Raw genomic sequence first — 25,337 nt, forward strand, 5'->3', positions numbered from 1 at the left:
TGTATCACCTCATAGAAGGAGAATAAGCTTCAAGCTGTTCAAAAAGTTGGGGAGACACGGCTGAGGTATTTCTAGGAGTTGCCGCGCAGTTAGATCGAAGTAGAGGAATGAACTCACGATCCCACGTATAGGTGCCGATATCCGCGATATACGTTCGGCCAGGGCCGAGATCGCGAATATACCAGTCGATTACTTCGGCGCTGAGCTCGATATCCCAATAGGCGTGTGCATTGCTGCCGTCAAACAACGTGCAGGTCACGTCGTACACCCGCAGCACCTTGGGCATGTCCCCATAATCGCACTGAAAATGCTGTGCAACCAGCCATCTTCGCCTGTCGCTAATCTCCCAATATACATAGAGGGTGTGTGCGTCAATCGTCATTAGATGTATTAAATCCTGATGGTACCGATCAGGCAAATCAAACCCCATTGCGGCGAAATCCCCCCATTTTCAACCGTTTTGACTGTTTCAGGATTCGCTTCTCATTTGAAAATTATGCGTTCATTGTTAAAATGTACAGGTTAAGAAAAAAAGGAATCACGGCTGTATACCGCGAATATATTGGGGTAATCCATGTAAACAAGGATCAGAATATGCAGTTTGTTTTGCGCCGCAAAACGCTAAGGAGGGGAAATCCATGAGTTTTTGTTGTGGAGCCAGTATGATCGGAACGAAGGGAACGCTCAAACATATCCGTACGCAAATTCATAATGTGCCTATCCTCTTTTGTCCGGTATGTCACCGCATAGAGGTTCATTATTTGGTGGAAAATGAATATGAAATTCTAGCGGAATATGCGCATGGCGACGGAGCATTCGAAGTGGATTTTGCAGAATATGTGGATGGCAAAGATCACTTATTGTATGATAATTGCGTGAATCATGAGGGCGAAGAGCCGTTAGACATTGTCCGCAGCCAAATTGACATGGCGCTTGATCTCTTGAGCGTAGCCACATCCATCGGCGATAATGAGTGGGAGGAGCAGTTGAAGATACGGCTGAAGATGCTCAGTGCCCGCCGTGATAAGCTGTTGAATAAGAAGCCATCCAAACGCGTCTGATTGTAGTTACGCTGTAACTAGCTCACGCAGATAGCGTCTTATAGAGTGTACGCACAAAAACCCACTAGGGCGAAATCCTGATTGTGGGTTTTTTGCTTGCTTTTTTCATATATTCAGCTCTTGAAGAAGCTTGGCAAATTCCTTCTGCAAATTGCGGCTTAACGGAACCTTGACGGTGCTATGTTTAAAATGGATGAGGAACCTCCGCGATGTCGGGAACCCGCGTTCTTTGACGTAAGAGGCCACGTGGCGCATGTTCACGAGGAAGCCTTTGAACGGACTGAATAATAAAGGAGATGCTTGCAGGAGAATGTCCGATAAGTTCGTGCTTGCCTCTACACAATCTCCATTGACGAGATGGATGGCTGTCAGGCGTTTATCTTCTTTTTCGATATAAAGAATGGAGTCTTCCGAAATCGGCAGCTCCAGCTTTTGATGCTTCACCGTAATCCATGTAGCCGGTGGTGCCTGAGACGCTTGTACGCTGCGCTCCATTTCGATTTCAGTTTTCGCTTTCTCGAGCGCAGTCTGAAATTTCGGGAAGAGGACAGGCTTGGATAAAAAATAAAGGGAGCCCAGATCATGAAATGAAGTCAGCACATCGTCAATATTCGTCGTGCCGCTGACCATGATCACTTTCGGCCGTCCGCCGGCTTCGCGAATCGCCTGAACCATGGAGATCCCGTCCAGCTCCCCTTGGAGTCGGATATCGACAAATAAAATATCCGGTTTGCAAGAATCGTATTGCTGAAGAAACGCTTGGCCGTCGGAGGCGACACAGACGACGTTAACGCCGCAGCGCTCACAATAGCTTTCAAGCATTGTGCCTGCCCATTGGTTGTCCTCGACAATCGCAGCTGTCACAAGGAAACTCATATTTTCGTACGCCTCCTATTCATGAAGTTCTTATCTGAGATGGCATCTTGGTCGCAGAAACAGCCAACTGAGTCCTGTTTGAAGGCAAAACGTAAATAAAGATGTATAGTTAAATAATAGGATGCCTTCTACGGAGCAAGTTTGGAAATGAGGGATTGTATTGCTCACATGGTTCAAATTTTTCGTCGCATCTATTGATTTTATTCCCATGCTGTTTTTTTCATTTGTCACGTTTAGAATAAAGGTACGACCGTACTGGAGAGGAATTGCGCTGGCTATTGGTGCGGCCTTCATAGCCACTTACGCCTGCCCGTATCCTCTTGTCTATCTAGCTATTTTGTTCGTGTTATTTACGAGATTTCTAAAGTTCAACCTGATACCCGCCGTACTGTTGGCGCTGTCTGGTTATATGATGTCGGTCATCGTCTCGACAGCCGTAATCTTTGTGTGCGATAAGACCGGGCTCGTTAGCTACTCCGGCTTGCAAGAGGACTCTATGGCCTTGGCATCCAGCATGCTGATGCTGCTCGGCATAGGGGTCAAATGCCTCGTCCTGCTTGGCATGGTCCGTTTGCGGCTCGGCTTTACGTTTCTTACGCATTACTACAGAATTACGCTGTGCAAGGAGAATGCCGGTTTTTATTTGTTTATTTTGACCGTTCTAATAGGTATCGGGTTTGGTAATACGCTGGAGAACAACACATTGAGTGCACTCATGCCTGTTCAAATTCTCAGCATAGCGACGGCTCTATTCATCTATGTAACGTTACGAGAAGAATTTGGGATTTAACGGCAGTGTAGACGTGCCTTGTTCGATATCCGGCTGCTGGCCTGTATTGCGGGCAACATAGGATATGATCAATTGATGATATTTTTTCTGCGGGAGGGCGGCAATCGTAACATAAGGCCCCTCTCCAGCGGCATCAAAATAAAGTTTGCCCTCAGCGGGGGCATACTTTTTTATTTTGTTCATATTCACGAACAGATGCGTATCCAGCTTCAGATAATCATTGTCCTGCATGATTTCAAGCAGATCGGTAAATTCGACCAACGATTCAACGATTTCTTCTGCAATCTGCTCCGGTGAATAATAACGAATATGCTTCACTCCAAATTCCACATACCAAATATTCGCCAGCTGGTCCTTCATGGACAATGGTTGCTGGTGCTCCTCTTCCAAGTACCCAGCCCTCATCAACATATCTTTATAGGGATATAAATAGGCTTGTGAAAGCTTTCTCAAGGTGTCTGGCGATGGCCTGATCACGTCATTCGTGGCCCGATTACGCCCAAGCTCCAAATCTCGAATGTAGGCGTGAGATAAACCGCTTTTATCTGCGGCTTTGCGCAATGACATTTTGCCCCGCAGTTCTTCGAGGAATTTTCCGAAGTTATTAGGAAATTCCAATGGGAAACACCTCCAATATGTGAACATTGTAATGGATTCAGCGAAAAATTGAAACTACATTCAAGGTTAATATTGCCATTAGGTGCGCCTTTGGATAAGTGTGTTATAATAAATTTGTTTTTTAAATATTTTTTATTTATTTTTTCTGGCGATACATACCCCCTGATTGTTATAGATAGGGACGAAATTACTATATTGTGAGGTGGAACGGTGCTACTTGTACTATTTAAAAAGTTCCTTGGAAGGAAGCAAAGCGGGGGACAAAGTGATACCCAGCCCTCTCCACTAGAGGAAACCGTACAGCAAATACAAGACGGAGATCTGAGACTTAGGAATCAGTTTATAGCCGATTACCAACCTTATGTGGCTAAAGTCACAAGCAGATTCTGTAAGCGATATATCGATCCGGCAAGAGATGATGAATTCAGCATTGCGCTTGGTGCCTTTAACGAAGCGCTCAATCAGTATTCCAAAGCGATGGGCCGCTCGTTTCTGGGTTTCGCGGAAACGGTCATACGTCGCAGATTGATTGACTTTTTGCGTAAGGAACAGCGGTTCAAAGGGCAAATCCCCTACAGCTCCTTTGATCAAGAGGATGATGAAGATAACTTCATGAATCCGATTGAAGTTCATCAGGCGATCGAAGCTTATGAGAAGCAGAGAGGCCTGGAGGAACGCCGCAGCGAGATCATGGATTTTAACCGTTGCTTGAAGGATTTCGATATTCAGTTCAACGATCTGACCGATGCTGCGCCCAAGCACGATGATTCCCGTCAAATGCTGTTTGGGATCGGTCGGACCCTTTCACAGGACGCAGAGCTTATGCGCACTCTGCTGACTAAACGCCAGCTGCCGATCAAGGAATTGCTGGAGCAAGTCCAAGTCTCCAGGAAAACACTGGAGCGCAACCGCAAATACTTAATTGCCATTGCACTTATTTTTAACGGTCCATACCCTTATTTGCGGGACTATTTACATATTCGAGATGATGAGTGATGTTACAGAAAGGGAGAAAAGCGCATGAACAAGGGAATCGTAATGGAATTAAGCGACAGCTCCATTATCGTCATGTGTCCGGACGGACGGTTCGAGAAGCTTCCACGAGGAACGCGGAGCTGTGAAGTAGGGGAAGAAATCTTGTACGCACCTGTGAAACGGGGCATTAAAGTGCCGCAGATGGCTATTGTTTCCGGATTGGCAGCTGCTATTGTCTTTTGTTTCGTATTAGTTTCTACGTTGACAGGCAGCGTACCGAGCGGGCAAGTTGTGGCTTATGTCTCAATCGATATTAATCCGAGCATAGAGATTGGTATCGATAATCAGGAAATCGTACAGGAGCTGCAGGGGCTGAATACAGATGGCGACAACTTGATTCAGTCACTTGCGTTCAAAGGGAAGTCTGTGGAGGCTGTGACTTCCGACATTCTCGATAAAGCTGAACAGGGGGCCCTCGGTAAAGGCGAGGGAGATATTATCATCAGCAGCACGCTCGTTCAAGACAACACCGCTATCAATGATGAAGCCTTAGCTAACAAGCTCAAGGACCAAGTTAGCAAGCATATCGAGCAAGTACATCCTGACCAAGTGAAAAACTACGAAGTGACGGCGTTCGCCGCGCCGCAGGAAGTACGCCAGGAAGCCAAAGCGAGCGGCGTTTCGGCAGGCAAGTACGCGATTTACTTGAATGCGCTGGATAACGGGACCAGAGTATCGCTCGATGATATTAAGTCCGTGAGCATCCATCAGTTGGCCAAAGATAATGGCGGTATTGATAAGCTGGTTAATCCCGAGAAGCCGATTAATAAAACGTCTCTGAAGCAGTTGGTTGATGATGAGAAGTCGGGTAAGCTGAACGACAGATACGAACAGCTAATCAAGGGCAACTCGGACAAAGACAACGACAAAGATGGCAAGAGCAACCCAAACAGCAAGTCGACTACGAAGCCTGGACGGACGCCACAGCCAACACCGAAGAACGACAAGTCCTCTAACAACGATAAGAACAGCAAGAACGATAAGAACGATAAGAACGATAAGAACGACAAAAGTGATAAGAATGACAAGAACGACAAAAGTGGTAAAAGTAACGGCAAAGATGATGACGATAAACAGAGCCCGACGAAGCGACCGGATCGCAGCAACAATGACGACGACGATGATTCCCAGAAGAATACATCTTCAAAATCGTCAACTTCGCCCAGCACCAAGCCGACTCTGAAGCCGCCTTTTACAACGAAGCCATCGGTCAAGCCGACTCCCACACCTAAAGAGGGTGATGGGAGCGATTCCGATTCCAAAGGCAAAAGCAACGACCGGGACAAGAACGACAAGTCGGACAATCGCGACGGACGCAACAAAGATCAAAATAACAACAAGGATGACGATAACCGTCGAAATTAATCAGGCTGTTTCCTTAGGTTCAATGGGACCTAAGGAGCAGTCTTTTTTTGTCGTTTCGTATCCAAATACAGATATTGAAAACTGTCAGTTTTCACCTGCAGGTGGTACAATACAATCATGTGCATTACAGCATTCATTTTGGGGAGGAAGTGTCTGCTTTGAGATACACCACTTTCGGTAAATCTGGCTACAAAGTGTCATCATTAGGCTTTGGAGCTATGAATCTTCCGAGTGTACCACTTGACCAAGCGAGAGAAGCGCTCAACTATGCATTAGATCACGGCATTAATTATATCGACACGGCAGCGGCATATCGCAACAGCGAGGAGATTATCGGCGAGTGCATTTCGCATCGCAGGCAGGAGTATTTTTTGGCGACGAAGACGAACGCCCGAGATTACGAGACTGCGAAAAGTGAAATTGAGCGCAGCCTGGTCCGGATGAAGACGGATCATGTGGATTTGCTGCAGCTGCATTACGTAAACTATGTCCATGAGTTTAAAAAAATCATGGGCGAAGGCGGCGCCTATGAAGCCGCACTGGAAGCACAGCGGGAAGGCAAAGTCCGATTCATCGGCATAAGCGGCCATCGCCCTGACCTGCTGGTGAAATGGATTGCGAAAGGGCAGTTTTCGCAAGTGCTGTTTCATTTGAATTTGGCACAGCCTTTCGCCTTAGATGAACTGATTCCGACAATGACCGAGATGGATATGATGAAGGTGGCGATGAAGCCTTTATCCGGCGGGTTTATACAGCCTGTGGAGCAAGCGATCCGCTACCCGTACAGCCAAGATGTACATGTGACGATCTCCGGAATGGTCAGCGTGAAGGAAGTGCAGGAAAATTTGGCTGCACAGGAACAAGCTGTTGGCAGCGAGGAACGCCAGGAGCTGGAGATGTTGGCGCGCGAGCTCGGGCAGCATGACTGCCGCCGCTGCAATTATTGTAAGTGCCCGTTGGAAGTGGCGATCCCTGATGTGATGATCTCGAGCCGCTTCCGTGAGAAGTTCGGCTTGCTGCCGAAGGGCAGCGGTTTTTTTGAACGGCAAAAGGAGAGAATAATGGGTTGTGCGGATTATGAGCCGTGTAAGGAAAAGCCGCTCTGCGAAGAGAAGTGCCCTTATCATCTGCCGATGCAACAAGTTGTCCAAAAGGCCGCATCGTTCTACTCTGCATAACTGTGGACGAGCCATATCAATACATAACAGCAAGGAGCATCTGTATGTTTGAATCGATGACGAAGATCACAACTGGTGTATTTACGTCGTATCCAAATAATGAAAGCGGGGCAGACGCAATCGTCGTCTGCCTGAGCGAATCCGAGCTGCGGCAGGACGGCCTGTTCGGCCAGCCGCAGCTCGAAAGCGCCCTTCACCGCCTGCGTGAGAAGGGCATATTCACCGGCGCGCTAGGCGAAGTCCGCGCGCTGCCGACGCACGGGCTGCTGCCGTACGCGTACGTGCTTGTGGCGGGACTCGGTCCCGACCCATCACGCGATACGCTGCGAGCAGCCGCGGTCTATGCAGCGCGCGAAGCGCTCGCGCTGCGGCTCGAACACTTGGCGCTGCGGCTGCCAAGTGGCTTGGATCTTCGGGGAGCGGTAACCGCGCTGACCGAAGGTCTGCTGCTCGGTACGTACCGCATCGCGACGTACCGCAAAGACGCGCCGGCGCGCGCGGAGCTGCGCCAGGCGGATTTGCTCACAGAAGCGGCTGTGGATGCAGCGCTTCTGGAGCAGGCGATCGCCACCGCACGGGTGGTGGCGGAAGGTACGAACTATGCCCGGGATCTCACGAATCTCCCGGGCAACAAGCTTGTACCGGCTACCTTGGCGGAGGAAGCCATGAGGCTTGCCCTGCAATACGGCTTCGCCTGCGAAGTGCTGGATGAACAAGAAATTGCCGCCCGCGGGATGGGCGGACTTATCGCCGTGGGTGGCGGCAGTGTCCACCCGCCGCGCATGATCACCCTGCAGTATAAGGGGGATCCGGATTCAACTGACGTGCTGGGCCTCGTCGGCAAAGGCGTGACCTTCGATACCGGCGGGATCTCGATGAAGAAGCCGGAAGGCATGGAAGAGATGATCAGCGACATGGGGGGCGCAGCGACGCTGTTGGGCGCTTTGCACGTTGTAGGTCAACTGAAGCCCAAGGTGAATCTGGTCGTGGTAATCCCATCCGCGGAAAATATGACATCAGGAGCGGCCTACCGTCCAGGGGACATCGTGAAGCTGATGAGCGGACATTCGGTAGAGGTGCTCAATACCGATGCGGAGGGCCGGATTATTTTGGCTGAAGGTGTGACCTATGCGAAGCAGCTGGGTGCGACCCGCTTGATCGATGTGGCTACATTGACGGGGGCGGTCCTGGTTTCGCTGGCGGATGTGGCAACGGGCGCAGTGACGAATGATGACAACTTCCTCAAACCATTTATGGATGCTGCTGCGGGAGCGGGCGAAAAGGTGTGGCAGCTGCCGAACTATCCGGAATATCGGGCAATGCTGAAAAGCGATGTGGCGGATATCAAAAACGCGACCTCGGACCGTTGGGCCGGGGCGATTACAGCAGGCTTATTCATTGGCTTTTTTGCCGAGGAAACGCCATGGATTCACTTGGATACCGGCGGCACAGCTTGGTTGTGGTCAACGAAAGGAACAGAGCCGAAGGGCGGCACTGGAGTTATGGTGCGGACGTTAGCTTCTTATATATGCGGGGAAGCGCTTTACGCCTAGTTCTCGGCTGATGGACAGATATTAAAAAGTCACCCGGCATCGAGGTTCACTCGAGCCAGGTGACTTTGTTTGCTTAGGCGCCAAGGCTGCGTCCGGCCTTTGCAGTTACCGCTTGCGGCACTTTCAGCAGTTCTTTCAAATCGGACATCCGGATGACGAGACGGTTAATTTCGTTCGTCGTGTAAGACAATTGCGGCGTTCTCTCGGCGAGTTGGGCTAAGGAGATACCGACCCATTCTTTTTTGCGCTTATGCACACTAAGGTCATATTTCAAAACGGTCATTGAAGCGGCATAAGGATCTGGCTTGACATAGACATCTTTCATAATATCCTGCAAGTTAAAAAACAGCTTGCTGCTCTTCCAATTGACATACCCGGGTTCAAACAAAATAACGAGAAAGTCAGATTCCGACGTTTCCATGCTTTCGAGTTTAATCAAACGAACAGCGCCTTTGGCCGCGTGCGGCTTGATAAACTGAGAGGAGCGAATATCCGGGAGAAACGGAACAATCAATAACGGACAAACGCTAGCGACATACAAATAGATTATTGACTGGAATACTAGGGATAGTACAATAAAAGTCAAAAAGAGTAGTAAGCTGATGAGAAGTCCAAATTTCTTCGGTTTCATAACAATTCAATAATCCCGCCTGACATGATAGATTGGGTAGTCAGCATTATTTTAACATATGCAGCCTGTAAATTGTAAGTTGTAACATCAGCCATTCCACGAAATGAACAGAGGAGTGCATCAAATGACGAGAAAAAGAATCGGAATCATCGGATTAGGCGACATTGCGCAAAAGGTATACCTTCCCTTGTTATCGGCAAACGAGCAGGTTGAAATCGTGGGGCTGATGAGCCGGGCGGAGACGACGGTGGAGCGGATGAAAGCTCAATACCGGGTCCGCTTTGGAACGACGGATCTGTATGAACTGCTGGATCAAGGCGTGGACGCCGTGTTCATCCATAGCCCGACGCCGACGCATTTTAATCTGGCGATGAGGTGTCTGGAGCGGGGCGTTGCCGTCTATGTGGACAAGCCCTTGTCTTATGAGTGGGAGCAGTCGGTGGAGATGGCGGCTTTCGCCGAGAAGAGAGGCGTGCTGCTGGCTGCGGGCTTTAACCGCAGGTTTGCTCCGCTTTATATAGAAGCGAAGGCGTGGCTGAAAGAAACAGGCGGCTTCGATTATTGCGCAGCGGTCAAGCATCGCCTGAAGCAGCAAGGTTTTGGCGCCAAGGAAACGATGTACGACGACCTGATTCATATGCTCGATTTGCTCCTTTGGCTGGGCGAGGAGCCGTACGAAGTGAATGCCTCTCAGCAGCAAGTGGACGAGGATGGGCGGCTGCTGCATGCCTCAGGCTCGTTAAGCTTCGGCAACGCGGTAGGCACGTACAGCATGGTTCGGCTTGCAGGCACGGATCTGGAGCGAGTCGAGCTGCATGGCAGCGGCAGGTCTGTGGAGATCACCAATTTGGAGTCGGGGATTTTTTATGAAAAAGGCGCGATGCCGCGGCTGCGCAACTTTGGCAGTTGGGATTCGGTGCTTGCGCGAAGAGGCTTCGCCCAAGTGGTGGATCACTTTCTGCAGACGATGGATCACCCGGAACAATGTTCGATTCGCGCTGACCTTGTGTTGGACTCGCACCGGCTTGTCGAGCGGTTGTCCGTATAACAAAACCACCGTCACCGCTGGCGAAAGTCAGCAGGTTGACGGTGGTTTGTTTATTTATTGGCTTAACCGCAGGAGCAGTTCAGAACCGGCTTACGCGCGGCGAGCGCTTCGTCCAGGCGGCTGACTACGGTTGTATAAGGCGCGTTTTTAACGAGCTCCGGATTGTCCTCGGCCTCTTTGGCGATGGCGATCATCGTGTCGATGAAAGCGTCCAGCGTTTGCTTGCTCTCGGTCTCGGTCGGCTCAATCATGATGCACTCCTCGACGTTGAGCGGGAAGTAGATGGTCGGCGGGTGATAACCGAAGTCGAGCAGCCGCTTGGCGATGTCGAGCGTTCGCACGCCGAGCTTCTTCTGGCGGTTGCCGGAGAGCACGAACTCGTGCTTACAGAAGCGCGGATGCGGCACGTCGAAGTACGGCGTCAGCTTCGCCAGCATATAGTTGGCGTTCAGGACGGCATACTCGGATACTTTGCGCAAGCCCTCCGGTCCATAAGTCCGGATGTACGTATAGGCGCGCACGAGAATGCCGAAGTTGCCGTAAAAGCCTTTGACGCGGCCAATCGATTGCGGATGGTTATGGTCAAAATAGAAGCTGCCGTCCTCGTGCTTAGCGACCAGCGGAGTCGGGAGAAACGGAATCAGCTTCATCTTGACGCCGACCGGACCCGCGCCGGGACCTCCGCCGCCATGCGGGGTGCTCATCGTCTTGTGCAGGTTGAGGTGCACGACGTCGAAGCCCATGTCGCCAGGGCGGGTAATGCCCATGATGGCGTTGGCGTTTGCGCCGTCATAGTACAAGAGGCCGCCGGCTTCATGCACGATCTCGGCGATTTCGACGATTTGCTCTTCGAACAAGCCGAGCGTATTCGGGTTGGTTAGCATGAGCGCCGCTGTGTCAGGGCCGACGGCTTTGCGCAGCTCATCCAGATTGACAAGGCCCCGTTCGTTGGACTTGATCGTGATCGTTTCGAAGCCGGCTACCGTTGCGCTGGCCGGGTTTGTTCCATGCGCCGAGTCCGGGCAGATGACTTTGGTCCGTTTCTCACCGCGGCTTTCATGGTAGGCGCGAATCATCATCAGACCGGTCCATTCGCCGTGCGCGCCGGCTGCAGGCTGCAAAGTTACGCGATCCATGCCTGTCAGCGCCTGGAGATCGTTCTGCAGGTTGTAGAGCAGCTCCAAAGCGCCTTGCAGTGATTCCTCCGGCTGGTATGGATGTATTTTGGCGAAGCCCGGGAAGCGGGCGACATCTTCGTTGATTTTGGGATTGTACTTCATCGTGCACGAACCAAGCGGATAAAAACCGTTATCAATGCCGAAGTTGCGGCGGGAAAGGGCTGTGTAGTGGCGAATGACATCAACTTCGTAAACTTCAGGCAGCTCAGCCGCGGCTTGGCGTTGGAACTTTACAGGCAGCGCTTCGTTCAGGTCGATTTCCGGGACGTCAGACTCCGGCAAGGCATAGGCGACACGGCCTGGATGGCTCATTTCAAAGATAAGCGCTTTATCGTGTGCAATCGGCGCGTTCGCAGTCGCAGTCCCAGTCGCGTTTGCAGGGATGTTGTTGTTCTCGCTCATATTAGCTCCTCCAATGCAGCGGCGAAGGCGTCGATGTCTTCGCGTGTTCGTTGTTCAGTGACGGCGATCAGCATGTGTCCGGCTAATTCCGGGTAATCGCGGCCGAGGTCGTAGCCGCCGATGATTCCCTGCTGCAGGAGCTTGCTGTTCAGCTCCTGCACGCTCGCGGCGCCGTCCGGCAGCTTGACGGCGAATTCATTGAAGAAGCTGCCTGTGAGCGGCAGCGTCAGCTTGCTGCTCGCGGCCAGGCGGGTGGCTGCATAGTGCGCTTTTTGGACGTTGAGCTTGCCGACGTCCCTGATGCCTTGTTTGCCCATCGTGGACAAATACACGGATGCGCACAGCGCGAGCAGCGCTTGGTTGGAACAAATATTCGACGTGGCTTTCTCCCGGCGAATATGCTGTTCCCGCGCTTGGAGCGTGAGTACGAAGCCGCGCTTGCCGGCACGGTCCACGGTTTGCCCGACGATGCGTCCCGGCATGCGGCGCATCCAGCTTTCGGCGACGGCGAAGTAGCCGCATGTCGGACCGCCGAGCGCGGCCGGGATGCCGAGCGGCTGGCAGTCGCCGACGACGATGTCGGCGCCGAGCTTGCCCGGCGCCTCCAAGAGCCCGAGCGTGAGCGGATTCGCGCTCACGACGAGCAGGGCGCCCGCGCCGTGCGCGAGCGACTCCACAGCGCCGATATCCTCCAAGCAGCCGAAGAAGTTCGGCGATTGGACGATGACGGCGGCTGTGTCGCCGCTGAGCTTGGAAGTGAGGTCTGTGAGGTCGGTCACGCCTTCCGGCGTGAGGCCGATCTCGACCACTTCCAAGTTCAGCCCGCGGGCGGTCGTGCGCAAGATCGCGCGCGCTTCGGGATGCACCGCGCGCGAGACGAGCAGACGGCTGCGCTTCGTTGCGCCGTGGGCGAGCGCGCCAGCTTCGGCCAGCGCCGTCGCGCCGTCGTACATCGAGGCGTTCGCCACCGCCATGCCGGTGAGCTCGCAGATGTACGACTGGAATTCAAAAATCGCCTGCAGCTCCCCCTGGCTTATCTCCGGCTGGTACGGCGTATATGCCGTGTAGAACTCCGAGCGCGAGATGACGTGGTTGATCACCACTGGCAGGTGGTGGTCGTAAATGCCGGCGCCGAGGAAGCAGGCATATCGGTCGAAGTCGGCGTTGCGACCGGCGAGTCCCCGCATGTAGCGCAGGAGGCTTTGCTCATCGAGTGCTTTCGATATATTCAGTTCACCTTTGAAGCGCACTTTGTCAGGAATATCTTGAAACATGTCGTCCAAGGAAGAAATGCCGATTGTCTTCATCATTTCTTTCTGGTCCTGCTCGGTAATCGGTAAATAGCGATGCTTCATGATGGCAGTAAGCTCCTCTCGTGGCGGGCGGTTATGATTTTCTTTTATAAAACGGCGTGGCAACGACCTTGGCTTTAACCTGGTTGCCGCGAATTTCCACAAACAACTCGGTGCCGGGCGCGCTGTAAGCGGCGTCGATCAGGGCTAAGCCCACATTCGTTTTGAACGTTGGAGACTGTGTGCCTGTTGTCACTTCGCCGATTTGTTTGCCCTCCGCATAGACCGGATAGTGCGAGCGCGGGATACCGCGGTCAATCATTTCGATGCCGACAAGCTTGCGCGGCGTACCGTTCGCTTTTTGCCCGGCGATGACGTCACGGCCGATAAAATCCCCTTTATCCAGCTTCACGAAAAAGGCGAGTCCGGCTTCAAGCGGTGTGATATTCGCGCTTAGCTCTTGGCCGTATAGCGGGAGGCGAGCTTCAAACCGCAGCGTATCTCTAGCACCGAGCCCTGCCGGCACGAGTCCGTCCGCTTGCCCGGCATCGAGCAGAAGCTTCCACAGTTTGACGGCGTCGTGCTCGCTCACGTACAGTTCAAACCCGTCCTCGCCGGTATACCCGGTGCGCGATACGAGCGCTTGAATGCCAGATACATTCACGTCCTGAAAAAAGCGAAACGCTTTTAAGGAGTGGAGGGGGGCATCGGTCAATTTGTTTAAAATGTGCTCGGCATGCGGGCCTTGAAGGGCCAGCATGGCGGTTTCGTCGGAGATGTTGGTCAGCGCTACGTCACCGTTCAGGTTATTTCGCATCCAGTCCAAATCTTTGTCAATGTTCGAGGCGTTAATGACCAGCATGTAATGGTCTTCCCCCAGCTTGTAGACGAGCAGATCATCCACAACGCCGCCGTTTGGGTAGCACATTAAGCTGTACTGGCACTGGCCGGTTTCCAGCTTGGCGACATCGTTGGTTGTCAGGTTCTGCAAAAATGACAGGGCATCGCTTCCCGTTACCCGGACTTCTCCCATATGCGATACGTCAAACAGCCCGGCTAGCTGTCTCACGGCATCATGTTCTTTTTGAATTCCCGTAAACTGCACGGGAAGCTCCCAGCCTCCGAAATCAATGACTCGCGCTCCATGCTCGGCATAAACCGGATAGAGCGGTGTTCGTTTCAGCATGCTCGTTCCTCGCCTTCCATCCTCGTGTGTAGTCGTCCCGAATTATTTTGCCCAAAAAGCAAAAAAGAGCAAAAAGTACGCATCACAAATACATACTTTTTGCCCTGTCCTTTGTACCTGAGAGTTACCTTGTCTACACCTTGAGTGCCAGCCAAGTTTCCCCTTGGGTGTCCGGTCTGCCGCCGCTGATTAGGCCGCTGCTTGCCGAAGCTCTCCAGAGTTGCGTCCGATACAGGTCCTTTTGCCTGAGAGATTCACCACCATGTGGCTTACTCCTTCGGCGCCGCGCTGCTATTACTGCCTTGCTGCATGCTCCCTTGCGGTCTCTCCCTGTACCCTCATTCGCGAAATATTCAGTTATATTCACTGTATTATTATGTGCCCAGATTGGTGCAAAATGTCAACTGGAACTTTTCCGAAAAAGGTTATCTCTCTTGTGCAGGATCACAACTTGACTTTCAGCTTTCTGTTAGATTAAGCTAAAAGCAAAATTTGCTGGTAAGCGAGGCGTGAAGCGATGAGTCAAGTACAAGCCAATTTGTTATACACCAAAGAGCATGAGTGGGTGGAAAAGCTTTCGGATACCGTTGTTCGCGTAGGCATTACGGACTTTGCACAGGATCAGCTGGGCGATATCGTGTTTGTTGAGCTTCCTAAAACGGGGACGGCGATTACCGCCAATGACAGCATTGGCAGCGTAGAGTCTGTCAAAACAGTTTCGGACATTTTCTCTCCGGTATCCGGTAAAGTGGCGGCTATCAACGGCGCGCTTGAAGGCTCGCCGGAGCTAGTGAACAGCAGCCCATACGGCGAAGGCTGGATGGTGGAAGTTGAGATTTCCGGCAGCGATGCGCTAGAGGGTCTGCTTACTGCAGCTGAGTACGAAGCATATATCGGCAGCGATAGCTAGGTTATCAGGAACTGGAGGAGCAGTGTCCATGTTATTTGGAGATAAGCCTCAGGACCGGAACGACCGTGTTCCACCAGGGCAAACGTTGACGCAAGGGTTTCCTGTCCTTCACTATGGGTCCGTGCCCTATTATAACGATATGAGCAAGTGGAACCTGAAGGTGTTCGGGCTCGTTGAAGAGGAGTTTACGATTTCGTACAAAGATTTTATGGCTATCCCCCGCAGAACGTTCACGAACGACATTCACTGCGTTACCACATGGTCCAAGTTGGATAACGTATGGGAAGGCGTCGCAGTGGCGGATATCATGAACAAGGTGAAGGTGAAGCCGGAGGCTACCCATGTCATGCTTCATGCGGAGCATGGCTGGACGACGAATTTGCCGCTGGAGGACTTCCTGCGTGAAACTTCATTTTTTGCCGTCAAGCATAATGGACAGTTATTGACTCCCGATCACGGTTATCCGGTTCGGATGGTTGTGCCGCATCTGTATTTCTGGAAGAGCGCCAAGTGGCTGCGTGGCATTGAGCTGATGCCCAAGGATAAGCCGGGTTTCTGGGAGCGGAACGGGTACCATATGTATGGAGATCCTTGGCAAGAAGAGAGATACGATTTTGATTGAATAGGTTCATTCGGTATTAAATCCGGGGGCTTCCCGGATTTTTTTGTTTTGCGTGATAGAACTTTGTAATCACTTTTTGATATCGTAGCAAGGGGCAAAGAGCGTCGTGTAAGGGACGGATATGAAATTAGAACAGATTGGCATGATTACGTAGATGAATTATTTTAAATAATCAAAAGCGCTGACGAAAGGTCGGCGCTTTTTTATCCGAACAAATTTGAACCAACCCCTGACACTTTTCCGTCTCATTCATAGCCGTAAGTTGAAAGAAGGATGGAATAGATGCCAGCTCGCTTTAAATACGCTGCAGCGGTTATAGTTTGTATAGGATTAGGCCTGGGCTCCAGACAGTTCGCGGATATCTTGCCGCCGCTTGTCGCTGAACATGCCGGCGATATGCTGTGGGCGAGTATGGTCTATTTTGGATTCCGATTTGTAGGCATCCACCGCGGATTGGCGTGGTCAGCATGGCTAAGTATTGTGTTCAGCTTCGCCATCGAGTTCAGCCAGTTAATAACTGCGGACTGGATCATCCGTATTAGAAATACAGTGCTGGGCGCTCTTATTTTGGGCAAAGGATTTTTGTATGTAGATTTGGTGCGGTATGTGTGCGGGATCGGTTTGGCTTTAATAATAGATTTGGTTGGGCTAAAGAAGATTTCCAGGCCTGCCTGACCGAAACGCTGAAACGATAACAGAAAGCGGTGGTGACGTAATGGCAGATTGGATGCAGGTTCCAGCTATCCTAATTTCGATCATATTAGGTGCAATTGCTATTTTTCAACTTTTGCTGTTCCTGGGCTTTCCACTAGGGGAATATGGCTGGGGCGGTAAACATGCAGGCGTGCTGCCGCCAAGGCTGCGCATGATGAGTTTGCCCTCTGCCGTGCTGCTAGTGTTCATGAGCTTGATTTTTCTTATTCATACGCATGTGGTGTCGAGTGACCTGCTTGTCATGCCAACGCAAATTCTTGTATGGATCATTACGATCTTTCTTGCCGTGAACACGTTAGGGAACTTGGCATCAAAAAGTAAAAAGGAACGGCTCGTGATGACGCCGCTGTCAGGGCTTGCCTGTTTGTTAAGTTTAACGGTGGCGATTTTCACAGGAATTGGATAGTGCATATGTATATCCAGACCGAAGTTGGTACACAATAAGCTTCGACGGTGATATAGAGAGGTGTCGTGTCGCATTCCATTAACCATGGATTTGAATTGAATCTGTATGGAAGCGAGGAGATGTGCCGCACGTTATATTTATGTGGTTTTCAACTGCAATAAATGTGATGAGGTAGAGATCTAGCCAAGTAAGGTTCAAGGCAAAGTGGCCAACAAATCTGGTTCACCGTCAAGAAGGACTCCGAGAGGAGTCCTTTTTATTTGCGCGTAATAAGCGGCTCGGCAGTTGGAGATGATAGATTTAATCTAGCTGGGGTGGGGTCGAGTATGCATTTTGCGCTTGCCGTGTTTATTGTGATTGTTGTATGGGCTAGAGGGGTTTGGCGGGAATGGAGCACCTTTCATCACACGATGATGTTTTTTGCACTCGGCAATGTGACTTACAATTTTATTACTGCCAATTACTTTTTGTGGAAAATGAAACCTGACATTTTCCCGAATCACAGCATCACGGAGCTCGTATATACGTTTGTGATTTTTCCGGCGACGGCCCTGCTTTTTTTAGCGAAGTACCCTGTAACTCCCAAAAAGATTGTGCTGCATAACCTGATATGGATTGCGATCTACGCCGGATTTGAGTTGTTGTTTTTCGTCTGCGGCAGGATGGTTTATCAACATGGATGGAATTTGTGGTGGTCTATTATTTTTGACATCACGATGTTTCCTATTTTGCGTCTGCACTTTAAACGTCCGCTGATGGCGTACACGATTTCCGTATTTCTATGCATCTTTTGGATTTGGATGTTTCATGTGCCTGTCAACGTGCCGATCGAAAATAGAGGCGGTTAAGTGAAACGAAATGAAAACTGCTGCGTAAAAAATGTATAGACTCGCAGCGAGCAGGCTGCAGTTAAATTTGATTCGATCCTAATGGAGGAAAATGTGGACCCTGAGCCGAGTAAAGAAACGTTGATTGATTTATTAAAGAAAGGAAATACCTCTTCACTGCTTGCCATGCTGGGAAATGTGGTGATCGCTATTATCAAAGGTGTTGCCGCCGTGTTAAGCGGAAGCGGGGCCATGTTCGCCTCGACGATGCATTCGATTGCCGACTCTGTGAATCAAGGATTTGTATTTGCGGGCAGTATTTTGGCCGAAAAGAAGCCGACGCGCCGATTCCCTACCGGATTTGGCCTGGCCGGGTTATTAATCTTTTTTGTATGGTTGCCGTTATTGTTGTCACGATCATGGCTTATGAAACCATTCGTGAAGGGATTCATCTCTTGCAGCATCCCGCTGCTGCGCATGGATTTTGGCTGAATGCGATTGTACTCATTATTTCGATTGTGATTGATGGACTTGTTCTGTGGAAAGTAATGAAAAGCATTGGCAAAGAAACGCGCTCCTACGCCAAAGGATGGACGATCGTTCCTACAGCATTCAAACATGTAAGCAAGGCGGCGCCACCTACGCGTCTCGTATTTTATGAGGATCTGGTTGCTACGTTGGGCGGAGCACTTGCGTTGGTCGCGGTTGTGGTCACTTCATTTACCAGCTTTGAGCTGATCGATGGGATTTCGACGTTGCTTATTGGCTTGTTAATGGTGGGCGTAGCCTTCCGCGTCGGTTATGACAATATGGTCGGCCTTATCGGTGTTGCGGCGCCTCAAGATGTCGAAGAGCGGATTGCTGCTATCATTTTGGCCGATGTGGACGTAACGGATATCTATCAGATGCGTATCATCCAAGAGGGAAAATATTACCACGTGGAAGGGCTGATCGAGCTGCGCAAAGGGTTAACTTTGGCGGCTGCCGACGATATTAAATTCCGCGTGCGGGATAAGCTGCTTGAGGATTCCGACATCTCGGACGTTACCCTTGGTATCATTGAAGATAACGGCGTGAAGAACTGGGCGCCAGAGCTTACGGCTAAGGTTGCCTTGAAATAGATGTGAAAAAGCCACTCGCTAGAGTGGCTTTTTTTGCTGCCGCGCTTAAGAGCGGGCAAGCTCACGGCGCACAATCGGTGCGACCTTGGTGCCGAGCAGCTCGATGGCGTGCAGGACCTCTTGATGCGGCATGGTGCCGACGTTCACATGCAGGAAGAAGCGGGTGATCCCGAGGTTTTTGCGGAGCAGCAAAATCTTCTCGGCCACATACTCCGGATCACCGACATATAAAGCGCCGCGCAGACTGCGGGCAGCGTCATACGTTGCGCGTGTATAGGGCTGTCCCCAGCCCCGCTCGCGGCCGATGACGTTCATCTGCGCCTGCGTCGGCAGGAAGAAGGCGTCCGCCGCTTGCTCCGTCGTATCGCCGACAAACCCGTGCGAATGCGTGGCAATTTGCAGCTTCGACGGATCGTGGCCGGCTTTCGCCGCCGCCTCTTTGTAGAGGTTGACAAGCGGCGCGAAGCTTTCCGGCATGCCGCCGATGATGGCGAAGGCAATCGGCAGTCCTAGTAATCCGGCGCGGATCGCCGACTCCGGATTGCCGCCGCTGGCAATCCATACCGGCAGCGGATCCTGGACGGAGCGCGGGTACACGCCGCGATTGTGAATAGCTGGGCGATGGCCGCCGCGCCAGTTCACTTTCTCTGAAGCGCGAATATTCAGCAGCAGCTCCAGTTTTTCTTCGAACAATTCATCATAATCTTGCAGATCGTATCCGAATAGCGGGAAGGACTCGATGAATGACCCCCGGCCGGCCATAATTTCGGCCCGTCCGCTTGAGATGCCATCAAGCGTCGAGAACGATTGATACACGCGGACCGGATCGTCCGAGGACAGCACGGTAACGGCGCTTGTGAGCCTGATGTGCTTGGTCATCGCGGCGGCCGCCGCCAGTACGACAACAGGCGCGGTGCCTGCATAATCGGGGCGGTGATGCTCCCCGATGCCATAGACATCGAGCCCAACCTGGTCGGCGAGCACGATCTCCTCCACGGCATTGCGCAGACGCTCGGCATGACTCATCATTTTCCCGGTCGCAGGGTCAGGGGTTGTTTCCAAAAAAGTGCTGATACCAATTTCAATGTTTGCCGGTTCGGCCATTGGCTGTTCGCCTCCTTACGCTCTATCCATAGTCTACTCATTTTTTTATGGTTTCTCAAATATAGTAAGTCACGATGCCATAGCAGATCAAGCCCAGAAGGGAATTGACCTACGCAAGGCGAATAACATTGACTAATGTGAACGAAAGGGATGCGATGACCGAATAGGAGGGGATACGGCTGGAGCAGCTCACTTTGCTTCTGAGTGAAAGAATGGGCATTCTGCTGCTGATCACGTTTATTGTGACGCGCATTCCGCAATTCCGCTATTTGCTTGATCGGCGGCTGGATTGGCGGACAGGGGTCACGTTCTCGCTGTTTTTCGGTCTGATCAGCATCGGCGGGACGTATGCGGGGATTTTGATCCAGCATGGCGAGCTGGATTCGACCTTTCTGGTTGCCCGGCTGGAACCGGACGAAGCGATGGCCGACTCGGCCTTGATCGGCGTCATGATGGCGGGGCTGCTCGGCGGCGTGTCTGTCGGCACGGGAGCCGGCCTGATCTCCGGCCTGCATGCGCTCTGGCTGGGCGGCGTTACGGGGGCGGCGGATGCGCTGTCGACACCAGTCATCGGCCTTCTGGCCGGCCTGGTCGCACGCTTTTTCGCGGAAGAGCGGGTGATTGCGCCGATTAAGGCGCTGTTTATCAGTGTGTTTGCGCCGATTTTGCAAATGGGTGTCATTCTCATTGTGAATGAATCATCGGCTGCTGCGATCGCAACCGTCGACCTGATCGGCGTGCCGATGGTGATAGCCAATAGCATCGGCGTCGGGATCTTTGTCGCGATGATATTGGCGGCAATTCGCGAAGAAGAACGGGCGGCGGCCTCGGAGACGCAGCGGGCGCTGCATATTGCCGAGATGGCGCTGCCCTATCTCAAGCAAGGGCTTACCAGCGAGACTGCGGAGTCGGCCGCAAATATTTTGCGCCGTGAGCTGCACGCCGTCGCCGTTGCCGTTACGGATACGCAGGAGATTTTGGCCCAGGTCGGCATCGGGACGACGAAACGGTTTCAAGGGGAGCGAATTAAGACGAAGTTATCGCTACAAGCGATTGAGACAGGCGAGATTCACATCGCCAAGTCCAGAGAAGATATTCAGCCGCATCATCCGGCCATCGGTGCTGCAATTATTGTGCCTTTTCGCAGCGGAGGGCAGGTGGCTGGCTTGATCAAGCTGTATTATCAAAGCGTGAGGCAAATTCGCACAGTCGAGATCGCTTTTGCCAGAGGGCTCAGCAAGCTGATCTCGATCCAGCTCGATATCGCCATGGCCGAGCAGTTAAAGAGCCTGATGAAGGATGCCGAATTGAAAGCGCTTCAAGCGCAAATTAACCCGCATTTTTTGTTTAACACACTGGGGGCCATTGTCACTTTGATTCGCGTGCAGCCGGAAGCGGCGAGACGGGTTACCGTGCAGCTCGGCAGTTATATGCGGATGAACTTGACGATGAACCAGTCCAAGCTGGTTCCGTTGTACAAAGAGCTGGAGCATCTGCGGACGTACCTCGACATCGTGAATATCCGGTTTGAGGACCAGCTGTTCGTGGAGTGTTATTGCGAGAACGGGCTGGAAGGGCGCGTCGTCCTGCCGCCGTCTACGCTGCAGCCGTTGGTGGAGAACAGCATCCAGCATGGTTTCAAAGGCAGAACCGACCGTGGTGAGATCCGCGTTGAGCTGCTGCGCGGAGAGGAGGGCGTGCATATGAGCGTGAGAGATAACGGCAACGGCTTTCCAGCCGAGCTGCTCGATGCTTTGGGTGAATCCCCGATCACGGGCGGCGATAGCACGGGGATAGGGATTTACAATGTAAGCAGACGGCTGGTGCATCTGTTTGGAGCGGAGGCACGGTTGCGATTCTCCAATCCGCCGGAGGGCGGTGCGCTCATTGCATGTACCATTCCTTATCAACCAGACGAGAGGAGGGATATCCGGCATGAAGGTTATGATCGCGGAAGATGAGCGGCTTGCACGCGATGAGCTTCTTTATTTGCTTTCGCAGGAACGGGATGTCGAGCTTCTTCCTTATGCCGCTAACGGTATAGAGCTGCTTGAGCAAGCTCAGCTGTATAGGCCTGACGTCGTGTTTCTTGATATCCATATGCCCGGGCTCGATGGCGTGCAGACGGCGCAGCAGCTCATGCAGATGGAGCATCGGCCATTGATTGTGTTTGCGACGGCGTACGAGCAATATGCCGTGGAGGCGTTCAGGCTGGAGGCCGCCGATTATTTGCTCAAGCCTTACGACGAGATGCGCCTGCGGCAAACGCTGCAAAAAATCCGCAAGCTGCGGCTTTCCCCAGGCAAAGATACGGCATTAGGGCAGCCTGCAGATATCCCGAAGAGCGCCTTCGCAGCGGTTAAGCCGAAGCTGCTGATCGATGACGGCAGCCGCATGGCGGTCGTAGATCCCGTGAAGATCAGCTATGCGGTGAAAGAGGAGAAGCTGACGCAGATTCATATGACTGAGGGGCAGATCTACACGACCAGGCAGACGCTGCAGGAGCTGGAGGAAAAGCTGACATTATATGCTTTTTTTCGCACGCATCGCAGTTATTTGGTCAATATCGACGTGATTGATGAAATCGAGCCGTGGTTTAACGGCGCCTACAACGTGATTCTCAAAGATGCCCGGCGCGATCGCATCCCCTTGTCCAGGGTGGCGGCAAAGGAACTGATGCGACGGCTGCAGGGGGATTGACCTTCGCAGGCTGAACGAAGCAAGCTGCTGTTCATGCTTGCTTTTTTGAATTTGAGGAAGAATAGACGACATTTCGAGCGGGATTGCCGTCTTAGAGCAGCTGCTCATGCTACAATGATAAAGCGCTTACATAATTTCGCGAGATTAAGCTTGATCTCACAGGAGGGGTATGATGAAGGAGCAACTGAAAACGAATCCTTACAGTGAAATTGTTAGATCGGAACCGTTCACTAGGCTGATGGCTAAAAAAAAGCGGTTTATCGTGCCGATGACGCTGTTCTTCCTCATTTTTTATTTTATCCTGCCCATTATGACCTCTTACTCGAAAGTACTGAATGAAAAAGCGTTCGGCGCTATCACGTGGGCGTGGTTGTTAGCTTCGGCGCAATTTATTATGACCTGGGTGCTGTGTTGGCTTTATTCGCGTAAAGCTGTCGAGTTTGACCGCTTGGCCGAACAGATTAAAGTCGAATCTAATAGGAATGAGCGAAAGGCGGGATAAGCGATGAATACGGCATTTTTATTATTCCTGATTATTGTGGCCGGAACGCTGGTCATCACCTACTATGCAGCCAGAAAGACGAAAACAACGAGTGAGTTCTACACGGCCGGGGGCGGTCTGAGCGGCTGGCAAAACGGTCTGGCCATCGCGGGCGACTACATGTCAGCGGCATCCTTCCTCGGGATCGCCGGGATGGTGGCGCTGTTCGGCTTTGACGGCTTTTTTTACAGCATCGGTTTTCTTGTCGCTTATCTAGTCGTGCTGTATGTGATTGCGGAGCCCTTGCGCAACTTGGGTAAATATACGATGGCAGATATGATTGCCGCCAGGTTTGACGATAAAAAGGTGCGCGGTGTAGCTGCGCTGAATTCAATTACGATCTCGATTTTTTATATGATTGCGCAATTGGTTGGGGCGGGCGCACTGATCAAGCTGCTCTTGGGCCTGGATTACACCACATCCGTGCTGATTGTCGGCGCACTGATGACGGTGTACGTTGTATTCGGCGGGATGACGGCAACGAGCTGGGTGCAAATCATCAAATGCGTGCTGCTGATGGCGGGCACGTTTATCATCTCCTTGATCGTGTTTGCCAAATTTGATTTCAATTTGATGCATATGTTCGATCAGATGCGGACGGCGACGCCGCTCAAAGAGGCGTTTCTTTACCCGGGAAATAAGTTTACGAATGGACTGGATACGATCTCGCTCAATCTGGCGCTGGTGTTGGGCACGGCAGGCCTGCCGCATATTCTCATCCGCTTCTTCACGGTGAAGGATGCGCCGACAGCGCGACAATCTGTCGTGGTCGCCACCTGGATTATCGGCTTGTTCTACGTGATGACGCTGTTCCTCGGGTTCGGGGCAGCCGCCTTCGTGGGTAAAGATGTCATCGTCAAAGCCAATGCCGCAGGCAACATGGCGGCACCGCTGCTCGCCAAAGCGCTGGGCGGGGACTTCTTGTTCGCCTTTATTTCGGCTGTAGCGTTTGCGACCATTTTGGCGGTCGTGGCCGGTCTGGTGTTATCCGCAGCTTCCGCCTTTGCTCACGATTTCTACGGGCACATCATCCGCAAAGGGAAGGCGACGGAGAAGGAGCAAGTCCGCTCAGCGAAGCTGGCGTCCGTCGGCGTGGCTATCGTATCCATCATTCTGTCCTTGTATGCGCAGAAGCTGAACGTCGCGTTCCTGGTTGCCTTGGCTTTTGCCGTAGCGGCGAGCGCGAATTTGCCCGTGCTTGTATTCACGGTGTTCTGGCGCAGATTCAACACTGTCGGCGCTGTGACCGGGATGCTTGTCGGCCTGATCAGCGCGCTCGTGCTCGTAATCATTAGCCCGAACGTCTGGGACCCTACAGCCGGTAAAGCGATTCTCGTCGGTACACCGTTAATTTCGCTGACGAATCCGGGCATCATCTCCATTCCGCTCGGCTTCATAGGCGCCTGGGTCGGGACGCTGTTCTCCTCGAAGCGCGATGATGTGAAGTATGACGAGATCATCGTCAGAGCGAATACAGGCATTCAAGAAACATTATAAGTGACTCTTATAAAAGGCTCTACCTGGATAGCGCCGCAGCCAAGTAAAGGACTGAAGCGCTGCACAGGGGAGCTGTTTTTTTTGAAAATTCCTGCGGTTAAGCTACTTACCTTTTTGTAACTCATTTCCTGGCTTTCGGGAATCCTTTATACTGAAGGTGAGACAATCACAAGGTTATGAGGAGGCGAAGCGGTTGGGTACAAATGAAAAAATCGGTGGCGGTGGTTTTCACCACGTTGCGCTCCGCGCAAATGATTTTGAAGCGACGGTGCGGTTCTATACCGAGGGCTTAGGTTTCAAAGAAGTAAACGGCTGGGGCGAAGGGGACAAGCGTATTGTGCTGCTCGACAGCGGCGATGGAAATTATATGGAAGTGTTTGCAGGCGGTTCCGGCGAAGAGAGACCGGAAGGCTCTTACTTCCACGTCGCGTTCCGCAGCAACAATGTGGATGCAGCCGTTGAAGCGGCCGTAGCCGCAGGCGCGGTCGTAACGGTAGCGCCAAAGGATGCGGTGCTGGGCAATAATCCGCCTACGCCGGTGCGCATCGCTTTCGTCAAAGGGCTGAACGGTGAAATTCTCGAGTTCTTCCAGAGTACTGGCGACAACCAGCTGTAAGTGAGCTGGTCACGCTCAACAAAGAGGGCGCTTCCTAAGCAGCAGCATCTGCTGACGCTTAGGGGC

25 protein-coding genes, 1 pseudogene and 1 riboswitch are annotated in these 25,337 nt (G+C 52.0%); of the genes and pseudogenes, 18 read left to right on the forward strand and 8 right to left on the reverse strand.

Annotation, left to right across the window (positions count from 1 at the left end):
• Positions 1 to 4: 4 nt before the first annotated feature.
• Positions 5 to 430 carry a DUF4912 domain-containing protein gene (locus O9139_RS00660; RefSeq protein WP_270877514.1) on the reverse strand — a complete coding sequence of 142 codons (426 nt, stop codon included), beginning with the start codon at positions 428 to 430 and terminating at the stop codon, positions 5 to 7.
• Between the two features lie 208 nt (positions 431 to 638).
• Between O9139_RS00660 and O9139_RS00665 the strand changes: the two genes are divergently transcribed.
• Positions 639 to 1,061, forward strand: a complete 423-nt coding sequence (locus O9139_RS00665) for a hypothetical protein (RefSeq protein WP_270877515.1) — start codon at positions 639 to 641, stop codon at positions 1,059 to 1,061.
• A 105-nt stretch (positions 1,062 to 1,166) separates the two neighbouring features.
• Here O9139_RS00665 and O9139_RS00670 read toward each other — a convergent pair whose 3' ends face one another.
• Complete coding sequence (locus O9139_RS00670) at positions 1,167 to 1,937, reverse strand: LytR/AlgR family response regulator transcription factor (RefSeq protein WP_270877516.1); 771 nt, start codon at positions 1,935 to 1,937, stop codon at positions 1,167 to 1,169.
• A gap of 160 nt (positions 1,938 to 2,097) precedes the next feature.
• On the opposite strand from O9139_RS00670, the gene O9139_RS00675 reads away from it, so the two are divergent.
• On the forward strand, positions 2,098 to 2,727 hold the full coding sequence (locus O9139_RS00675) for a hypothetical protein (RefSeq protein ID WP_270877517.1): 630 nt from the start codon (positions 2,098 to 2,100) through the stop codon (positions 2,725 to 2,727).
• Here O9139_RS00675 and O9139_RS00680 read toward each other — a convergent pair.
• Entirely contained in the window at positions 2,704 to 3,345 is a 642-nt protein-coding gene (locus O9139_RS00680; protein WP_270877518.1) for a helix-turn-helix domain-containing protein, read from the reverse strand. The genes O9139_RS00675 and O9139_RS00680 overlap by 24 nt on opposite strands.
• Positions 3,346 to 3,555: 210 nt before the next feature.
• Between O9139_RS00680 and sigI the strand changes: the two genes are divergently transcribed.
• From sigI to O9139_RS00700, 4 genes are all read left to right on the forward strand, one after another.
• Complete coding sequence (gene sigI / locus O9139_RS00685; protein ID WP_270877519.1) at positions 3,556 to 4,341, forward strand: RNA polymerase sigma factor SigI; 786 nt, start codon at positions 3,556 to 3,558, stop codon at positions 4,339 to 4,341.
• 24 nt (positions 4,342 to 4,365) lie between these two features.
• Positions 4,366 to 5,745 carry an anti-sigma factor domain-containing protein gene (locus O9139_RS00690; RefSeq protein WP_270877520.1) on the forward strand — a complete coding sequence of 460 codons (1,380 nt, stop codon included), beginning with the start codon at positions 4,366 to 4,368 and terminating at the stop codon, positions 5,743 to 5,745.
• Positions 5,746 to 5,903: 158 nt separating this feature from the next.
• Complete coding sequence (locus O9139_RS00695) at positions 5,904 to 6,923, forward strand: aldo/keto reductase (RefSeq protein ID WP_270877521.1); 1,020 nt, start codon at positions 5,904 to 5,906, stop codon at positions 6,921 to 6,923.
• 44 nt (positions 6,924 to 6,967) lie between these two features.
• On the forward strand, positions 6,968 to 8,476 hold the full coding sequence (locus tag O9139_RS00700) for a leucyl aminopeptidase (protein WP_270877522.1): 1,509 nt from the start codon (positions 6,968 to 6,970) through the stop codon (positions 8,474 to 8,476).
• Between the two features lie 73 nt (positions 8,477 to 8,549).
• Here the strand turns inward: O9139_RS00700 and O9139_RS00705 are convergent, their stop codons facing one another.
• On the reverse strand, positions 8,550 to 9,107 hold the full coding sequence (locus O9139_RS00705; protein WP_270877523.1) for a hypothetical protein: 558 nt from the start codon (positions 9,105 to 9,107) through the stop codon (positions 8,550 to 8,552).
• A gap of 124 nt (positions 9,108 to 9,231) precedes the next feature.
• Here O9139_RS00705 and O9139_RS00710 point away from each other — a divergent pair, with 124 nt between their 5' ends.
• Entirely contained in the window at positions 9,232 to 10,155 is a 924-nt protein-coding gene (locus O9139_RS00710; protein WP_270877524.1) for a Gfo/Idh/MocA family protein, read from the forward strand.
• A 62-nt stretch (positions 10,156 to 10,217) separates the two neighbouring features.
• On the opposite strand, the gene gcvPB is transcribed toward O9139_RS00710, so the two are convergent.
• Genes gcvPB through gcvT form a run of 3 tightly spaced genes read right to left on the reverse strand, consistent with a single transcriptional unit; the run spans position 10,218 to position 14,213 of the window.
• Positions 10,218 to 11,675 carry an aminomethyl-transferring glycine dehydrogenase subunit GcvPB gene (gene gcvPB / locus O9139_RS00715; RefSeq protein WP_270877627.1) on the reverse strand — a complete coding sequence of 486 codons (1,458 nt, stop codon included), beginning with the start codon at positions 11,673 to 11,675 and terminating at the stop codon, positions 10,218 to 10,220.
• Between the two features lie 56 nt (positions 11,676 to 11,731).
• Entirely contained in the window at positions 11,732 to 13,090 is a 1,359-nt protein-coding gene (gcvPA, locus tag O9139_RS00720) for an aminomethyl-transferring glycine dehydrogenase subunit GcvPA (protein ID WP_270877525.1), read from the reverse strand.
• A gap of 31 nt (positions 13,091 to 13,121) precedes the next feature.
• Positions 13,122 to 14,213, reverse strand: a complete 1,092-nt coding sequence (gcvT, locus tag O9139_RS00725; RefSeq protein WP_270877526.1) for a glycine cleavage system aminomethyltransferase GcvT — start codon at positions 14,211 to 14,213, stop codon at positions 13,122 to 13,124.
• A 223-nt stretch (positions 14,214 to 14,436) separates the two neighbouring features.
• A riboswitch (glycine riboswitch) is annotated at positions 14,437 to 14,555 on the reverse strand.
• A gap of 175 nt (positions 14,556 to 14,730) precedes the next feature.
• On the opposite strand from gcvT, the gene gcvH reads away from it, so the two are divergent.
• From gcvH to O9139_RS33515, 6 genes and pseudogenes are all read left to right on the forward strand, one after another.
• Positions 14,731 to 15,123 (forward strand): glycine cleavage system protein GcvH, encoded by a 393-nt coding sequence (gene gcvH / locus O9139_RS00730; RefSeq protein WP_270877527.1) that lies wholly within the window; start codon positions 14,731 to 14,733, stop codon positions 15,121 to 15,123.
• Between the two features lie 28 nt (positions 15,124 to 15,151).
• Positions 15,152 to 15,745 (forward strand): sulfite oxidase-like oxidoreductase, encoded by a 594-nt coding sequence (locus tag O9139_RS00735; protein WP_270877528.1) that lies wholly within the window; start codon positions 15,152 to 15,154, stop codon positions 15,743 to 15,745.
• 282 nt (positions 15,746 to 16,027) lie between these two features.
• The gene (locus tag O9139_RS00740) at positions 16,028 to 16,420 is read left to right on the forward strand and encodes a ribosomal maturation YjgA family protein (protein WP_270877529.1); all 393 of its coding nucleotides are present in this window, start codon (positions 16,028 to 16,030) and stop codon (positions 16,418 to 16,420) included.
• 40 nt (positions 16,421 to 16,460) lie between these two features.
• Entirely contained in the window at positions 16,461 to 16,865 is a 405-nt protein-coding gene (locus O9139_RS00745; protein WP_270877530.1) for a hypothetical protein, read from the forward strand.
• A 326-nt stretch (positions 16,866 to 17,191) separates the two neighbouring features.
• Positions 17,192 to 17,713: a CBO0543 family protein gene (locus tag O9139_RS00750; RefSeq protein WP_270877531.1), complete on the forward strand. Its 522-nt coding sequence runs from the start codon at positions 17,192 to 17,194 to the stop codon at positions 17,711 to 17,713.
• A gap of 165 nt (positions 17,714 to 17,878) precedes the next feature.
• Positions 17,879 to 18,813, forward strand: a pseudogene (locus O9139_RS33515) (cation diffusion facilitator family transporter).
• 45 nt (positions 18,814 to 18,858) lie between these two features.
• On the opposite strand, the gene O9139_RS00765 reads toward O9139_RS33515, so the two are convergent.
• Entirely contained in the window at positions 18,859 to 19,917 is a 1,059-nt protein-coding gene (locus tag O9139_RS00765) for an LLM class flavin-dependent oxidoreductase (RefSeq protein WP_270877532.1), read from the reverse strand.
• 194 nt (positions 19,918 to 20,111) lie between these two features.
• On the opposite strand from O9139_RS00765, the gene O9139_RS00770 reads away from it, so the two are divergent.
• The 5 genes from O9139_RS00770 (at position 20,112) to O9139_RS00790 (ending at position 25,271) form a co-directional block, all read left to right on the forward strand.
• Complete coding sequence (locus O9139_RS00770) at positions 20,112 to 21,878, forward strand: LytS/YhcK type 5TM receptor domain-containing protein (protein WP_333742433.1); 1,767 nt, start codon at positions 20,112 to 20,114, stop codon at positions 21,876 to 21,878.
• Entirely contained in the window at positions 21,853 to 22,617 is a 765-nt protein-coding gene (locus O9139_RS00775) for a LytR/AlgR family response regulator transcription factor (protein WP_270877533.1), read from the forward strand. Before O9139_RS00770 ends, O9139_RS00775 begins: the two co-directional genes overlap by 26 nt.
• A 172-nt stretch (positions 22,618 to 22,789) precedes the next feature.
• Positions 22,790 to 23,119: a DUF485 domain-containing protein gene (locus O9139_RS00780; RefSeq protein WP_270877534.1), complete on the forward strand. Its 330-nt coding sequence runs from the start codon at positions 22,790 to 22,792 to the stop codon at positions 23,117 to 23,119.
• 3 nt (positions 23,120 to 23,122) lie between these two features.
• Positions 23,123 to 24,655 (forward strand): solute symporter family protein, encoded by a 1,533-nt coding sequence (locus O9139_RS00785; RefSeq protein WP_270877535.1) that lies wholly within the window; start codon positions 23,123 to 23,125, stop codon positions 24,653 to 24,655.
• 193 nt (positions 24,656 to 24,848) lie between these two features.
• Positions 24,849 to 25,271: a VOC family protein gene (locus O9139_RS00790; RefSeq protein WP_270877536.1), complete on the forward strand. Its 423-nt coding sequence runs from the start codon at positions 24,849 to 24,851 to the stop codon at positions 25,269 to 25,271.
• Positions 25,272 to 25,337 lie beyond the last annotated feature (66 nt).

The sequence above is a fragment of the Paenibacillus aestuarii genome, assembly GCF_027789125.1.
Classification (GTDB): Bacteria; Bacillota; Bacilli; order Paenibacillales; family NBRC-103111; genus Paenibacillus_E; species Paenibacillus_E aestuarii.